This window comes from Sediminibacillus sp. JSM 1682029 (assembly GCF_041366435.1).
GTDB lineage: Bacteria > Bacillota > Bacilli > Bacillales > Amphibacillaceae > Sediminibacillus > Sediminibacillus terrae.
Map to the genome: position 1 here is coordinate 97,592 of NZ_JBEWYY010000008.1, position 15,214 is coordinate 112,805.

Consider the following 15,214-nt stretch of genomic DNA (forward strand, 5'->3'; position numbering starts at 1 on the left):
CTGATTATAAAAAAATCAGGCTTTTTCATTCGGATACTGCAATCGGAACTTAACACTCTCTTACTATATCACTTTACTTTTCCTCAGTTATTTCTTATCAGAACTCTCTTTTTCTTCCACAAAACACTACTTTCCTACCAAAAAAAGTAATAAAGAAACCACCGTTTCCAATTTTCTAAAAGAGGGGGTCTTTTATTCGTTGAAAACGGTGGCCAGCTATTCTTGTTGTCTAGCTCTTGTCAGATAAAGATCGTTCAGCATTCATTAGAGAGTGAGCACCACCTCCTTTGAATCTTTCAGGCGGATGCACATACCGTCCGCTAGTTTTTCCAAATCACCAGAAGAAACGGATGTTAAAGAGTCCATTCCTTTTAAGACAACGGAATAGGAAAGTGACTCCATGTCTGTTGTGATGGTTATTTGGCTCCCTTTACGGGTTGCCTCGATTTTCCCTTTGCTTCTGCCAGTTGAATCTGTAACGGCAGCATTTGCTTTCTGCCCGTCGTTCAGCTGATAAATGGCAAAGGATACATCGTCCGCATAGTCATAATCGGGACGGTCGTTGGTTTTCCCCATCGCCAGGATGGTGTTTTCCTTTACGAACAGCGGCAGGCTCATATAGTCATAGTGTTTCTGATGCCAGGAACCTCCCTCGACTACTTCACCTGTCAGCAAATGGGTCCACTTGCCATGTGGCAAGTAGTAGGAGCCAATTCCCTCTTCATTAAAAATCGGAGCTACAAGCAGGGAATCCCCCAGCATGTACTGCTGATCGAGCACATGGCTGTTGCGGTCATCGGGAAATTCGAGCAGCATCGGCCGCATCACCGGAACCCCGGTCTGACGATTTTCTACTGCTTTCGCGAACAAATACGGCATCAAGCGGTTTTTCAACTGTGAAAAATGCCTGGTCACTTCCACCGCTTCTTCATCAAAAAGCCATGGCACCCGATAGGACTTGCTGCCGTGCAGGCGGCTGTGGCTGGATAACAAGCCGAATGCCGTCCAGCGTTTAAACAAATCAGGTGTGGCCGTGTTTTCGAAGCCGCCGATATCATGGCTCCAGTAACCAAAGCCGGAAAGGGTAAGTGAAAGACCTCCTCGCAAGCTTTCTGCCATCGATTCGTACGTGGCATCACAGTCTCCGCCCCAATGGACGGGGAATTGCTGACCGCCGGCAGTCGCTGCTCGTGCAAAAACAACCGCCTCGCCTTCCCCTCTTTCCTGTTTCAGTAAATCGAAGACCACCTGATTGAACTTGAATGCATAGTAATTGTGCATGCGCTCTGGATCTGAACCATCAAAATACACCACATCGGTCGGTATACGCTCGCCGAAATCCGTCTTGAAAGTGTCGACTCCCATATCCAGCAAGGATTTCAATTTACTTGAGTACCATTCACAAGCATCCGGATTGGTGAAATCGACAATCCCCATTCCCGCCTGCCATAAATCCCATTGCCAGACATCGCCGTTCTTCTTTTTAAGCAAGTAACCATTGGCGGCCGCTTCATCGAATAAAGGAGACTTCTCTGCAATATACGGATTGATCCACACACATATTTTCAGCCCTTTTGCTTTCAAGCGCTGCAGCATGGCCTCGGGTTCCGGAAAACAATCCCGATCCCATTCAAAATTGCACCATTCAAATTCTTTCATCCAAAAGCAGTCGAAGTGGAACACGCTTAATGGAATACCACGTTCTGCCATCCCGTCTACAAAATGATTGACCGTTTCCTCGTTATAATCAGTCGTAAACGAGGTAGTCAGCCATAAGCCGAACGACCAGGCTGGGGGCAGTGCCGGTTTTCCAGTCAGTTCAGTATAACGGCCAAGGGCTTCTTTCGGTGTTGGGCCGTCGATCACGTAGTAATCCATCAGCTCTCCTTCCACACTAAATTGGGTTTTGGACACCGCTTCGGAACCTAGTTCAAAGCTGACATTTTCCGGGTGATTGACAAACACGCCATAACCGCGGCTGCTTAGGTAAAATGGAACGTTTTTATACGACTGCTCCGAACTGGTTCCCCCATCCTTGTTCCACGTTTCAACAACCTGCCCGTTTTTCACAAATGGCGTGAACCGTTCACCCAGCCCATACAAACTTTCCCCGACACCAAGATTTAACTGGGCGCGCATATAGCTTTCCTTTTCCGGCCCTTGGATCCAGGCAAGCCCCTTCGATTCCATATGCGTCAGCATCGTATCACCGTGCAAAAATTGGACGCGGAATGGGTTGCGCTGGATCCTTACTTGCAGGGAACCGTTGGAAACAAGGAGTTCCTCCTGGGTCGATTCTGTATTCAAAGATACTTCTTCAGGGGGTACGTCAAAATCGGGTCCCCGATGCACTTCTCCTTTATGATGCCACGCTTTTACACGGATGACGTTTTCGACTGGCGCGGTCAACTCGATTGTCAGCGAAGGAATATTCAATGTATCCCCACGGTGGTTGATATCCTTGCAAGGTGCAAAAAGAGTCACTCTTTCATCCTCGATTTTTACGTCACGTACCATTCTGGGAAAGTTGATGTCGTACCCTTCTCTGGTAAGCCAAAATCCATTGGTAAACTTCATCTGTTACTACACTCCTTACTGCATTGATTGCTCTATTTAATCGAGCCGCTGACCAAGCCTTTCACAAGTTGTTTCTGCAAGATGACAAAAATCACGATGACCGGCAGTACCGATACGGTAGCAAAAGCCATCAAGTCATTCCACTCGATTCCATAACGCCCGATTGCGTTGTATATCCCTGCCGTCAGCGGCCATAAGTCCTGGTTCCGGTTGAACGTCATGCTGAAGATCAAATCCCCCCAGGAAAAGAAGAAGGAAATGGCAGCACATACTACGATGCTTGGATACGATATCGGCACAATTACACGTATAAAGGTTCTGAACCGACCGCAGCCATCAATGCTTGCCGCTTCCTCCAGTTCTTTGGGAATACCCAGGAAAAAAGTCCGCAAAATCAAGACAGAAAACGGCACACCTAAGGTGGCACATGTAAGCACCGGTCCCCAATACGTGTTCAGAAGACTCAGGTTGTTAAAAACGATGAACAACGGTGTCAAAATGACGGTCGCCGGCAGCATTTGCGTGACAAGGAACAACAGAATCATGGGATTTTTCCCTTTCACTTTAAAACGAGCCAATCCATACGCCGAAGGTACCGCCAGCACCAATACCAGAATCGTGGCCAAACCGGCGATCATGAAGCTGTTAAGGAAATACTGACCGACATTGTCCTTGAAAATATCGATGAAACTGCTGAACTGAAAGTCTTTCGGCCAAAACGTCGGCGTAGATTGAAAGATTTCGGATTGACTCTTAAAAGCCGTGATGATCATCCAATAAACGGGAAATAAAAAGATCAAGACGAAAAGGATCCCTAAACTATTCAACATCCATTCTTTTCGCTTTTGCATGCTTACGCCTCCTCATCCTTGTTAATCATGAACAGGTAGATGACACTGACAACCAGTAAAATGATAAACAAAATGTTTGCTGCCGCGGCCCCCAGGCTGAATTGGAACTCATTGAAGGAAAGCCGGTAAGCAATGGTGGACAACACTTCGGTCGAATTGATCGGTCCGCCTCCTGTCATGACAAACACCAAGTCGAACACTTTGAATGTATAAATAAATCCAAGCATCAACACAACGAGGAGTACCGGACGCAATAACGGAATCGTTATTTTGAACAGTTTCTGGAACCAATTTGCACCATCCAGACTGGCACTTTCGTAGACATCCTCCGGCAGGTTGCTCAATCCGGTCGACAATAGCAGCATGTTGAACGGGATTCCGACCCAGATATTGGCGATGATGACACTCCACAAGGCAATGTCCGGATTGGAAAGCCATTGAATCGGATCATCGATAAAGCCGATTCCCATTAACATCTGGTTGAAGATCCCTTCTCCGGAGCCCATCATAAATTTATAAAGCAGGGCGGTAATGGTGAGCGGAATCAGCCAGCTGATCATCACGACACCTCGCAGGAAAGAAGCAAGCTTGAATTTCATGCTGAAAAACAAAGCAAGTAAAAAGCCGATCACGACCTGGAACACGACACTTCCGAGCGTGTACACAATCGTGTTCCAGACCGAAATCCCGAATCCGTCCTGATTGGCCAACGCTTTATAATTATCGAACCAGACAAAATGCTTTTCACCGGTGGCCAGGCTGTTAAGGTCTACGTCTTGGAAACTTAAAATGATGTTGTAAATCAGGGGATATCCGATTAACAGCAGCATGAAAATCACTGCCGGGTAAATAAACAAATATTCTCCCCATCTGCCTTTTTTCATACCGAATTGTCTCCTTTTTCCCTGTATTCTTGATTGCGGTTTAAAGGCAAAGCCCCTCATGCCAAGGGGCTTTGCTCATTACTGGTCAACCGTTTCGCTGACGGACTCTGCTGCCTTGTTCAATGCTTCTTCTGGTGATTTTGTTCCGGTCAACGATTCCTGTATCGCAATTTGGATCGACTCGGAAATTTCCGGCCATTGCGGAGAAGGTCCTCTCGGTACGGCTCCATCCATGATCGGCACAAAACCGCTCAAATACGGATCCTCCGTCCAGTGGTCCGAATTTTCCAACACATCTTTTCTTGCCGGGAAGACACCCGTTTCGTACGTAAACGTTTCGTGACGATCCGGCTCCAGGAACCAGGTCAAGAAATCAAATGCGCCATCGACATTTCCGTCTTTGATAATCGTCAGGTTCTCCCCACCTAAGACGGAAGCAAATTGTTCATCCTTGGGAATCTGGCTGATGGAGAAATTCATGTCCGGGCTTTCTTCCTTCAGGCGCTCGATATTCCAAGGACCGTTGACCATCATGGCCAGTTTCCCTGCGGCAAATTGTCTTGCCAGGTCATCCTGGGTTGCATTGACCACATCGCTGCCCATCGAACCATCGTCTATCATGTCGGTCAAGAGCGTCATCGCTCCCACAGCGCCTTCCGAATCGAGCGAATCATAGTCAGCCCCTGCCGAACGCAGGAAAGGATAGAATTGGAAAGCGCCTTCTTCCGATTTGACAGCAGAAACCGCAAAGCCTTTCGTATCATCGTTTGTCAGCGACTTTGCGTCTTCCTTCAATTCATCCCAGGTAGTTGGCGGCTCTTCGATGCCAGCTTCCTTCAGTAAATCTTCGTTGTAAAAAAGTCCAAGCGCATTACTGCCGACAGGCAAACCATAATATTTGTCATCATATGTGGCCGATTCCACGGGCCCTTCGTAAAAGTTATCGATTTCACCCCACTCTTCAACCTTCGAAGTGATATCTTCCAAAACCCCCTGCTCAGCAAAGGCGGCATTATCGACTACATCCATCAAAGCCATGTCAGGCAGCGTACCGCCGGCCACACCGACAGAAAGCTGCTTTTTCACGTCAGCAAACGGAACGTATTCTCCTTCCACCTCATACTGATCCTGCGACTCGTTATACTCATCTATCAGACTTAAAAACTCTTCCTGCTGTTTTCCGGTGTAATGGAACCAGATGGTAACATCCTTGGAAGCTTCCGCTGCTTCTCCCTCACCACCAGATTGCTCGTCATCGGTGATGGAAGTTCCGCCACTGCATGCAGATAACACGAGTACCAATGAAATGACTGCCAATACTAAACCACTAATCCTTTTCACTTTTTGTCCTCCTAAAATAAACACAATTTTTTGTTAGAACATCATCAACTTTACACGGATAAAAGATAAATAGACAGACCCTATAAAGGCAGTTCCGCGTCTCCTCTTACAAACAGCGGCATGGTATCAAGCGGTGTTTCGCAGGTAATCCGCTGTCCGCCTTCGTAGACGTTGCCGTTGTTTGCATCCTTCCAAGTCTCCCCTTGAGGCAGGTAGACCGTACGGCGTGCCGTACCTTCATACAATATTGGTGCCACTAGCAGGTCCGGTCCGAACATATAAGCATCCTCTACATTCCAGGCTTCCTGGTCTTGCGGGAAGTCGTAGAACAATGGGCGCATCGGCGGAGTCCCTTTTGCGTGCGCCGCTTCCATCAATTCGGTTATATACGGACGAAGCCGTTCACGTATTCCCATATATTTTTTAAAAATCTTATAAGCTTCCTCTCCGTAGCTCCACACCTCATTGTCCGCGCCGCTTGGGCATAAACCGCCACCGCTTGTTCCCAACGGTTCCTGGTGTGGTTCCCGATCGCCATGAAGACGAAAAACGGGACAAAACGCACCATATTGGAACCAGCGGACCATGCATTCTCGGAACGCCGGGTCATCCGGATTGCCGCCATGAAAACCGCCGATATCCGTTGTCCACCATGGTATGCCGGCAAGTCCCATGTTCAAGCCAATGGCAAACTGATTGCGCAGTGAAGCAAAACTGGAGTCGATATCTCCCGACCATACGAGCGCGCCGTACCGCTGGCTGCCGGCCCAGGCACAGCGGACAAGATTGACCACGTTCTCCTGTCCTTCGGCGGTCATGCCATCGTAAAATGCTTTTGAATACATGGCTGGATAAATATTTCCGACCTGGAGATTCGGCCCGATATGGTAGCGGAAATTGTCAAAATCGTAGACGTTGTACTCCGGCTCTGCCTCATCAAGCCAAAAGGTTTTGATCCCATAGTCATAATAGTTGTGTTTTGCTTTGTTCCAGACATACTCTCTAGCCCCTGGATGGGTGGCGTCAAAATAAAGCGTGTTGCCCAGAAAGTCGTGATTTATACGGATGCCGCGATCCGTTCTCGTCAAGTAGCCTTTTCGCAACATTTCTTCATAGTTTTCGCTTTGCTTATCGACAGTCGGCCAAATCGACACCATCAGCTCGATTCCCATGTCTTTCAGTTCCTTGACCATCGCTTCCGGATCTGGCCAGTAATCTTTATCAAACCGCCAATCCCCTTGTTTCGGCCAATGGAAATAATCGATGACAATCACCGAAATCGGGAGTTCGCGACGTTTATATTCCCTTGCGACCTCCAGCAATTCCTCCTGTGTCTGGTAGCGCAGCTTGCACTGCCAAAAACCCATTCCATAATCCGGCATCATCGGCACCGTCCCGGTCGCTTTGGCATAGGCTTCTTCGATTTCTGCAGGATTGTCACCGGCCGTTATCCAATAGTCCAGCTGCTTGGTCGACTCTGCTTTCCATTCGGTGATGTTTTTTCCGAACGTCACTTGCCCCACAGCTGGATTGTTCCAGAGAAATCCATAGCCGAGACTGGATAGTGCGAATGGCACGGTGGCCTGTGAATTTCGCTGGGCAAGTTCGAGCGTGCAGTTTTTCAAATCCAATATCGGCTGCTGGTATTGCCCCATCCCGTAAAGCTTTTCCTCCGGGTTGGATTCAAATCTTAACGTCAGTTGATAATCTCCGCCCAAGTGGGGCTGAAACTCACGCGCATCGATTTTCAACGCACTGCAAAACGCTTTGATGTTCTTGCGGTTTCGGACATACTCTTCCAGTAGTATCTCGTTCTTTTGGTTATAGAAAGTAAGCTTGCCGGCACTTGTCAGCTCGGCCCGGATCTTGCCATTTTGAATGACGGCTTTTTCCTCGCCGATCGTAATTTCGGCTGTTCCCTCTTCCGGTTCAAGCAGGGCCCAATCCTGCGGCTCCATTTCAGCATGAAATGTCGAGCGGACACGCAAGCTGTTTTCTCCCCACGGTTCTATCCAAAGTTTTTCACTATCGTATTCTCTTATCAGGCAGCTGCCTTGTTTACTGAAAACATCGTTCATATCTCCTGCACCCTCCAACTCAGCAGTAATCGGTTATTCTACTTCCTCTACCTTAGCGGCCGCATCGGACAATGCTTCGTCCACTGATTTTGAATCGGTCAGTGATTCCTGGATGGCGATTTGAATCGCTTCGGAAATTTTCGGCCAATCCGGTGACGGTCCGCGCGCTTCTGCCACTTCCATAATCGGGATGAAAGCCTGTAAATAGTCATCGTTTTTCCAGTAGTCCGACTCATTCAAAACATCCTGTCTTGGCGGAAAATACCCTGTGTTCTTGGTAAAGCCTTCGATTTGCTCAGGAGCCAGCAGCCACTTCAGAAACTCCCAGGCCGCATCCACATTGGCCTCCTTGGTAATTTCGATATTGTCGCCGCCAAGTACGGAGGAAACTTGTTTGTCTTGCGGAATCGGCACGATGCCAAAGTCCATGTCCGGGTTGGCTTCCTGCAGGCGTTCGATCATCCAGGGGCCGTTGACCATCATCGCCAATTGCTCAGAGGAAAATTTCGTTGCTAGATCATCCTGGGTCGAACTAAGTATATCCTCGCTCATCGATCCAGCGTCCAGCATGTCTTTGATAAGCAATAATGCTTTATTTGCTTCTGCCGAATCTAAATGTTGGTAATCTCCTCCCGCCGAATAAAGGAACGGGTAAAATTGAAAAGTGGCTTCTTCTGATTTGACAGCGGAGACACCAAGTCCTTTCTGGTCATCGGTCGTCAATTCTGCAGCAGTTTCCTTCAGCTCGCCCCATGTTTCAGGCGGCTCCATTCCTGCCTCCTCGAACATGCCTTTGTTGTAAAACAGACCCAACGCGTTACTTGTCAGAGGCATGCCGTAGTTTTTTCCTTCATAGACTGTCGACTGCAAAGGAGATTCTAAAAAGTTTTCCGTCTCCTCCCAGTTCTCCACTTTGTCGGTAATGTCGGCCAGCACGCCCATCGATGCCAAAGAAGCGTTATCGACAGTATCCGATATAATAATGTCAGGAAGATTGCCTCCGGCAGAGCCGATGGATAATTGCTTTTTAATATCGCTGAACGGCACGTATTCACTCTTCACGTGTATTTCATCCTGTGACTGATTGAAATTGTCCAACAGTTCCGTCAGGTACTCCTCCGATCCGGTATAATAGTGCCACAAAAGAATTTCCTGTTTTCCATCCGCGGTTTCCGTGTCCGTCCCGGATTCTTCTGTGATACTGGAACCACCTCCGCAAGCGCTCAGCATGAAGAGAAGCAGCAAACTAGTAAAAGACAACAGCCATCCTTTCTTCAACAACAACACCCCTTCTTTTCTTGTAAGATCAGCACTCTCCCATTTTGCTCATGCAGCAAGACTTAGTTAATCGCTTTCACTATTTGATAAAAAAATAAGACCCCTGTCCATTGGCGGTTTGAACGCGTTTGATTTGTCGAGCTGCCTAATAAGGGAGAATCAAATGCTTAATTAAAATAATAGTGATAATAGAAAGCGTTTTCTTTATTAATTCTCGCAATTTATAACACAATTCTGATATATTGAGAGATAAGGGGGGAATCACAAATGGATAAAAATCGGTTGATGGAAGACAGAAATCATGGAGATCCAATGTTTCCTTTAAGAACCTATACGGAAAATAAACTTGATTCCAATGGTGTTATTTTTGGCTTGCACTGGCATTATGAAATGGAATTTACGCTGCTGGAAAAAGGACCGGCCATTTTTCAAATTGGTTCCTCCAGTGTCATCCTAGAGCCTGGTGAAGCTGTCCTGATTCCGAGCGGCCAGCTTCATGCAGCCTATCCTTTGCAACAAAACGCTTTTCAGATTACCGCTATTGTCTTTCACCTTAATTTCCTCCGCAGCTTTGCGTATGACCAAATAGAGTCCCATTATGTGGACCGGTTGGAACAGCTGGAAACGTCCCAGCCTCTCATCATCAAACCGAACACTGACTGGGAGCAATCAATTTTACACTCCCTTTCCCGTATCATCCACTATGCCCAAAACAGGCCGCCAGCCTATGAATTGGCGATCAAAGGGTTATTGTTCGAGGTGATGGCAGAATGGTTGGGGAACTATCCTATACCTGAAAAAACGGTTCATAACGAAAAAACGGACCAAATTAAAAAAGTCCTCTTATATATAGAGGACCATTTCCACGAAAAAATAAAGATCAAAGACTTAGCCTGCCTTGTGCAAATGAGTGAGGGGCATTTCAATCGATTCTTTAAATCCATTGTCCGGATGACCCCGATTGAATATACCAATACCATCCGTATCAATCATGCAGCGAAATTACTGCGGGAAACTAGCCGAAAAATCTTGACCATCGCGTTGGACGTCGGGTTCGACAACCAGAGTTATTTCATCCGTACGTTTAAACGTTATAAAAAGTGCACGCCTTCGCAGTTCAGAAAAATGAAAGAGCCGGCAGAAGAGCCGATAGGTTTTTCGAATAGATAACTTGATCAAGCCACTAAAAAGACGATTCTCAAATAAAGGGAATCGTCTTTTTTACCAAAAACATCTAATCCGTCTATCTCTCCTCCAACTCTCTGTGGCGAAGCTGATAAATCTGTTTCGCCATATAAGACGGCGTATACGGCATATCATTTTGCAGCCAGGCCACGATCGTACCCATGTAGGCTGCGGAATCATACCAAATCACAATGTCTTTATGTACAGTGGACTCTTCTCCTTTCCGTTCCACCCTGGATATGATCCGCTCTGTCAAAAATGCCAACAGCCTGTCTCTGAAAATCGGAATCCGCTTAGAGGTGAAAACGATTTTGTAAAACGCTGCATTGTCGGCTATATGATGCAGCACGCTCTCCATTACGTGCCACTTTTCGGTTTCTTCAGCCGAGTTTCGCTCTGCTTTCGCTTCCTTCCATACTTCAATGAGATTACTCATCATTTCATCAGCCATCTTTTCCAGCATATCCGGTATATCGCGGTAATGCAGGTAAAAGGTGACCCGGTTGATCGTCGCCCGTTCTGCCAGACGGTTTACCGACAGTTTTTCGATATCGATTTCCTGAATCAGTTCGACAAACGCATCCTTCAACAACCGACGTGTCCGAACGATCCGTGGATCCGTTTTTTTCTTTTCCTCCATCTCCTTTTCCCCTTTCTTTCTATACAACAATTTTTCAAAATCTGCTGAGTTTCCCAGCTTTAAGCTACAATACATCAATACTTGTAAATTAATAGACAGATCACGAAAAATTGTATGTTGAACCCGCCTATTTTCCTATCTATAATTTAATTTATATGTTGTAAATTATACTACAATTTATAAAATTACTGAAACACCTAAGAAAGGATGACAATCATTGACTTCCAACGACACAACAGACAGCATTCCAATCAGAAAGGGTCCGGTCTTGACGATCATGATTTTGGGCGCTTTCTTTGCTATTTTCAACCAAACGACCATGACGGTGGCACTTCCGACATTGATGGAAGAATTCAACATTGAAGCAGCAACCGGACAATGGCTGACGACAGGATATATGTTGGTGAATGGCGTCTTGATTCCAGTCACGGGATTTTTGATGCTGCGTTTTTCGACCCGCCAGCTGTTCCAGACCGCGATGATCATTTTCCTAACCGGGACGCTTGTCTCCGCCATGGCCATGAACTTCCCTGTCCTGCTCACCGGGCGGCTCATCCAGGCAGCATCCACCGGAATTATGATGCCTTTGTTGATGAACGTCGTTCTGTCGCTTTTCCCTCCGGAAAGACGGGGAGCCGCAATGGGTACAGTCGGGCTTGCGATTATTTTCGCCCCTGCCATCGGGCCGACGCTTACCGGTTATATACTCGATGCTTTTCCATGGCAGGTCTTGTTTTACGGCATGGTGCCATTTGTGGTGATAATCATCATTTGCGGCTTCATCTTTTTGAAAAACGTCTCGGAAACCAAAAAGGGCAAGATTGACTTGGTGAGTCTGATTCTTTCCACCATCGGATTCGGCGCTCTATTGTATGGCTTCAGTGAGGCGGGAAACGAAGGCTGGTCCAATATAGAAGTAATCATTTCGATTACTGTCGGCGCGCTTACGATCGGATTATTCACGTGGCGGCAGTTGATTTCAGAGAAACCTTTCCTTGATTTAAAAGCGTTCCGTTACAATATGTTTTCTCTGACGACAATCATTAACTGCGTCATCACGGTCGTGATGTATGCCGATATGATTTTGCTACCGCTTTATTTGCAAAACGCCCGGGGCTTCACCGCTTTGGAAGCAGGCGCGCTCATGTTTCCAGGCGCGCTTTTGATGGGATTGTTGAGCCCTGCTGTCGGGAAGCTTTTCGACCGCTACGGGGTGAAATGGCTGGCCATCATCGGGATAGCGATCATTCTCGCAACCACCTACAGCTTCGCCAATCTGAGTGACTCAACAAGCTATACATTCCTCATTTTGATGTACACAGGACGCCGGATCGGGATGGCATTATTTTTAATGCCGCTGCAAACGGCTGGATTGAACCAGCTGCCGTCAAGGCTGAATGCACACGGAACGGCTATCTCCAATACGGCACGGCAAGTGGCCGGTGCGATCGGTACTTCCTTGATCGTCACGATTATGACGAGCAGAACGAAAACCCATCTACAGGATATTGCGGCCCAAGGTGCGGCTAACGGCGAAACACAGGCACACATGACCATGGAAGCTTCTATCCAGGGAATCAGTGACGCCTACTTCGTTATGCTTCTCTTCGGGGTGATCAGCCTTGTCCTGTCCTTTTGGATAAAGCGTGTCAAACAAGCGCCGGAGGCAGAAATGGCAGAAAGCTAAACATGATTACAGACATGCAAAAAATCCCTTCCTTTTTATTCGGAGGGGATTTTTCAATACCAAAAAAACTTATGATGTATTCAATTCAACCTTTCCCATTCACACGTCATCAATAATTGTTTTCCAACTAATTCAGCAGTCAGGCTGCCATTCATCTTTTCCATCAGGCTCTTGGCAATCGGCAGTCCCAGCCCTGTACCTTTTCCCGTTCTTGTCTGGTCCGCTTTATAAAAACGGTCGAATAAATGGGCCAAATCCGCTTCGCTTAAACCGTCGACCGAATTGCTGACAGTCAAACGGACGGATGAAGGGGTCTGTTCAAGTTGGACAGCCACCTCCCCGCTCGAATGCCTGATCGCATTGATCACCAAGTTTTCCAGCACCCGTGTAATAGCAGACGGATCTGCCATTACCATAACTTCTTCTCCCGTCCTTTCAATTTTCGGCTCTATCTTTCTTTTACTAAATTCTTCATAAAAACCTACCAATACTTCGGTAAGAAGCGGATTCAATTTTACTCTTTCCGGTTTTATCGGATAATCCGCTTGTTCGATGACAGAAAGCTCGAAAAAGTCTTCCAGCAGGACCTTCAATCTTTTTACACCTTTCTTGAGGGTCTCGATGTATTCCTTTCTTTCCTCGGCGCTTAATTGTTCGGATTCCAAAAACTGAAGATATCCCGATATCGTCGTCATCGGGGTGCGGATGTCATGCGAAATATAGGATACAGCCTGCTTCAACTCATTTTCCGTCTTTCGCTTATCCGCATTGGCCTGTTTTGTCCGGTCGATTTGCTGGTTGATTTCCTTTGCAAGGTTTTCTACATCGTTGTCAAAAAAACGGATGTCCACTTTCTTTTCCGTAACCCGTTCATTGACTTTACGCAGCTGGCCGGCTATCCGTTTGATTTCCTTTTTTACCATGTACTGACGGGCGAGCAGGTACACAACAAACAATCCCATCAGGATGATCGCACCATACAACATATACTCACCCGCCACCTTTCTTACTTGATTTCTTTATGTTTAAAAATAAGGCTGCCCACAATCCCGAATACCAGGAATGTCCCGATGGGAATCACGATCATCTTGATCATTTCCGTACCACCTACTTGGTTGATCTCTATGATTTTTTTTGACAATTGAAAAACAGAATTGTCATGGACAGGCTTCAAGAACGTCAGCTTGGAACTGATCATCCCCAACATGGTATCTGCCAGCATGAAAAACAGCAGTAGGAATCCAACGGTCTTTCCGCTGTCGGTAAACATGATGGAAAATAACGCCATAATCGAGGCAAAAGCTGCCGCATAAAGGATTGTGAGTCCTATTGTCTGGAGATAATAAGGCCAGTCTAAACTGCCGGGAAAACCGACGATGGCACTGATGACAGTCATAAACACCGGCATGGTGAGCGAGATGATAATCGCTCCGGCCGCGAACATGACCAGCTTGGCAAAGTAAATCCTGATCCGGTTATTTCCCGAAGATGCGAGGGACTTCATCGTTCCCCTCGAGTACTCGCTCGTGATAAAAAATCCGGCTAGAATACAAGGGATGTAGGAAACGATTTGCTCATTGAAGCTTAGTGCATAATATTGATAATAATCATTCAGAGGAGTTAGTTCTCCTCCATCCAAGCGGTCCATCATTGTCTGGAGAACAGCATACGCAAAGATTATCCCGGTAAGCACCCATAAGGAACGGTCATTCCTCAACTTGAACCACTCGGTCTTCATCAAGTTATCCATGCTGCACACCCCCGATGCGATGCGTAAAGTATTCTTCCAATTCTTCTCCCATTGGCATGAACCGTTCCAAAATCAGTCCTTCGTCTGTCAGTGTTTTGGATACTTTTCCTGGCATCTCCGTGTAAGCAAACAGCTTGATGGATCCGTCTGCAACCACTTCAAATTCACTTGTTCCCAGCTCGTTCTCCAGCACGGTTGCCGCTTTATCCGGTTGGTCGACCTTTATGTGCAGGTATTGTTGGCATTTTTCATTCAATTCTTTTGCCGATAACTGCTCCAGTAATTTCCCCTCGTGGATAATGCCATAATGGGTTGCCAATAAATGAAGCTCGCTCAAAATATGGCTGGAAATCAGCATGGTGATTTCCTGTTCCTGGTTGAGTTTTTTCAACAGTTCCCTGATTTCGATGACGCCCATTGGGTCGAGTCCGTTAATCGGTTCGTCGAGAATCAAAAACTCGGGATCGCCCAATAAAGCAATGGCCAGTCCGAGACGCTGCTTCATCCCTAACGAGAAGTTTTTGGCTTTCTTTCTGCCGGTATCCTGCAAGCCTACCAACTTGAGGCTTTGGTCGATGCATTCCTTACCAGGGATGCCTTTCAACAGTCTGTGTGCTTCAAGGTTTTCGGCTGCTGTCATATGCGGATACAAAGCAGGTCCCTCAATGATGGTGCCGATCCGTTTCCTCGCTTGGATCAGCTCTTGTTCACTATTTTCGCCAAACAACTCGAACGATCCCGCAGTAGGACTGGCCAGCCCTGTTATCAGGCGAATAAACGTTGATTTCCCTGCTCCATTTTGCCCGATAAATCCATAAATCGATCCTTTGGCAATCGCCATATCCACTTTGTCGAGTGCCATTTTGCCGTGGTATTTTTTTGATAAATGATTGGTTTTCAATATATAGTCACTCATCCGGTTTTCCTCCCTATCTTTTCCTGT

At 46.8% G+C, this 15,214-nt stretch carries 12 protein-coding genes; 2 read left to right on the forward strand and 10 right to left on the reverse strand.

Features of this window, described 5'->3' with window-relative positions:
- Positions 1–264: 264 nt before the first annotated feature.
- From yicI to ABVF09_RS14270, 6 genes are all read right to left on the reverse strand, one after another.
- On the reverse strand, positions 265–2,577 hold the full coding sequence (gene yicI / locus ABVF09_RS14245; protein WP_371069466.1) for an alpha-xylosidase: 2,313 nt from the start codon (positions 2,575–2,577) through the stop codon (positions 265–267).
- Between the two features lie 32 nt (positions 2,578–2,609).
- On the reverse strand, positions 2,610–3,428 hold the full coding sequence (locus ABVF09_RS14250) for a carbohydrate ABC transporter permease (protein WP_026569439.1): 819 nt from the start codon (positions 3,426–3,428) through the stop codon (positions 2,610–2,612).
- A 2-nt stretch (positions 3,429–3,430) separates the two neighbouring features.
- Complete coding sequence (locus ABVF09_RS14255) at positions 3,431–4,312, reverse strand: carbohydrate ABC transporter permease (RefSeq protein WP_026569438.1); 882 nt, start codon at positions 4,310–4,312, stop codon at positions 3,431–3,433.
- A gap of 78 nt (positions 4,313–4,390) precedes the next feature.
- On the reverse strand, positions 4,391–5,653 hold the full coding sequence (locus ABVF09_RS14260; RefSeq protein ID WP_371069467.1) for an ABC transporter substrate-binding protein: 1,263 nt from the start codon (positions 5,651–5,653) through the stop codon (positions 4,391–4,393).
- An 80-nt stretch (positions 5,654–5,733) separates the two neighbouring features.
- The gene (locus ABVF09_RS14265) at positions 5,734–7,731 is read right to left on the reverse strand and encodes a glycoside hydrolase family 31 protein (protein WP_371069468.1); all 1,998 of its coding nucleotides are present in this window, start codon (positions 7,729–7,731) and stop codon (positions 5,734–5,736) included.
- A 33-nt stretch (positions 7,732–7,764) separates the two neighbouring features.
- Positions 7,765–9,009: an ABC transporter substrate-binding protein gene (locus ABVF09_RS14270; RefSeq protein WP_371069469.1), complete on the reverse strand. Its 1,245-nt coding sequence runs from the start codon at positions 9,007–9,009 to the stop codon at positions 7,765–7,767.
- A 267-nt stretch (positions 9,010–9,276) separates the two neighbouring features.
- On the opposite strand from ABVF09_RS14270, the gene ABVF09_RS14275 reads away from it, so the two are divergent.
- Entirely contained in the window at positions 9,277–10,179 is a 903-nt protein-coding gene (locus ABVF09_RS14275) for a helix-turn-helix transcriptional regulator (protein ID WP_371069470.1), read from the forward strand.
- 73 nt (positions 10,180–10,252) lie between these two features.
- On the opposite strand, the gene ABVF09_RS14280 is transcribed toward ABVF09_RS14275, so the two are convergent.
- Complete coding sequence (locus ABVF09_RS14280; RefSeq protein ID WP_153465431.1) at positions 10,253–10,834, reverse strand: TetR/AcrR family transcriptional regulator; 582 nt, start codon at positions 10,832–10,834, stop codon at positions 10,253–10,255.
- Between the two features lie 277 nt (positions 10,835–11,111).
- On the opposite strand from ABVF09_RS14280, the gene ABVF09_RS14285 reads away from it, so the two are divergent.
- Positions 11,112–12,521, forward strand: a complete 1,410-nt coding sequence (locus ABVF09_RS14285) for a DHA2 family efflux MFS transporter permease subunit (RefSeq protein WP_051382254.1) — start codon at positions 11,112–11,114, stop codon at positions 12,519–12,521.
- 80 nt (positions 12,522–12,601) lie between these two features.
- On the opposite strand, the gene ABVF09_RS14290 is transcribed toward ABVF09_RS14285, so the two are convergent.
- Genes ABVF09_RS14290 through ABVF09_RS14300 form a run of 3 tightly spaced genes read right to left on the reverse strand, consistent with a single transcriptional unit; the run spans position 12,602 to position 15,187 of the window.
- Positions 12,602–13,507, reverse strand: coding sequence for a sensor histidine kinase (locus ABVF09_RS14290; RefSeq protein WP_371069471.1), 906 nt, complete (start codon positions 13,505–13,507; stop codon positions 12,602–12,604).
- A 20-nt stretch (positions 13,508–13,527) separates the two neighbouring features.
- Positions 13,528–14,271, reverse strand: a complete 744-nt coding sequence (locus tag ABVF09_RS14295; RefSeq protein ID WP_153465427.1) for an ABC transporter permease — start codon at positions 14,269–14,271, stop codon at positions 13,528–13,530.
- Positions 14,264–15,187, reverse strand: coding sequence for an ATP-binding cassette domain-containing protein (locus tag ABVF09_RS14300; protein ID WP_371069472.1), 924 nt, complete (start codon positions 15,185–15,187; stop codon positions 14,264–14,266). The genes ABVF09_RS14295 and ABVF09_RS14300 overlap by 8 nt, the downstream gene beginning before the upstream one ends.
- Positions 15,188–15,214: the final 27 nt, after the last annotated feature.

Coding starts and splice junctions, on each gene's coding strand:
- yicI (WP_371069466.1), bottom strand. CDS start 2,577: ATGAAGTTTACCAATGGATTTTGGCTTACCAGAGAAGGGTACGACATC.
- ABVF09_RS14250 (WP_026569439.1), bottom strand. CDS start 3,428: ATGCAAAAGCGAAAAGAATGGATGTTGAATAGTTTAGGGATCCTTTTC.
- ABVF09_RS14255 (WP_026569438.1), bottom strand. CDS start 4,312: ATGAAAAAAGGCAGATGGGGAGAATATTTGTTTATTTACCCGGCAGTG.
- ABVF09_RS14265 (WP_371069468.1), bottom strand. CDS start 7,731: ATGAACGATGTTTTCAGTAAACAAGGCAGCTGCCTGATAAGAGAATAC.
- ABVF09_RS14275 (WP_371069470.1), top strand. CDS start 9,277: ATGGATAAAAATCGGTTGATGGAAGACAGAAATCATGGAGATCCAATG.
- ABVF09_RS14280 (WP_153465431.1), bottom strand. CDS start 10,834: ATGGAGGAAAAGAAAAAAACGGATCCACGGATCGTTCGGACACGTCGG.
- ABVF09_RS14285 (WP_051382254.1), top strand. CDS start 11,112: ATGATTTTGGGCGCTTTCTTTGCTATTTTCAACCAAACGACCATGACG.
- ABVF09_RS14290 (WP_371069471.1), bottom strand. CDS start 13,507: ATGTTGTATGGTGCGATCATCCTGATGGGATTGTTTGTTGTGTACCTG.
- ABVF09_RS14295 (WP_153465427.1), bottom strand. CDS start 14,271: ATGGATAACTTGATGAAGACCGAGTGGTTCAAGTTGAGGAATGACCGT.
- ABVF09_RS14300 (WP_371069472.1), bottom strand. CDS start 15,187: ATGAGTGACTATATATTGAAAACCAATCATTTATCAAAAAAATACCAC.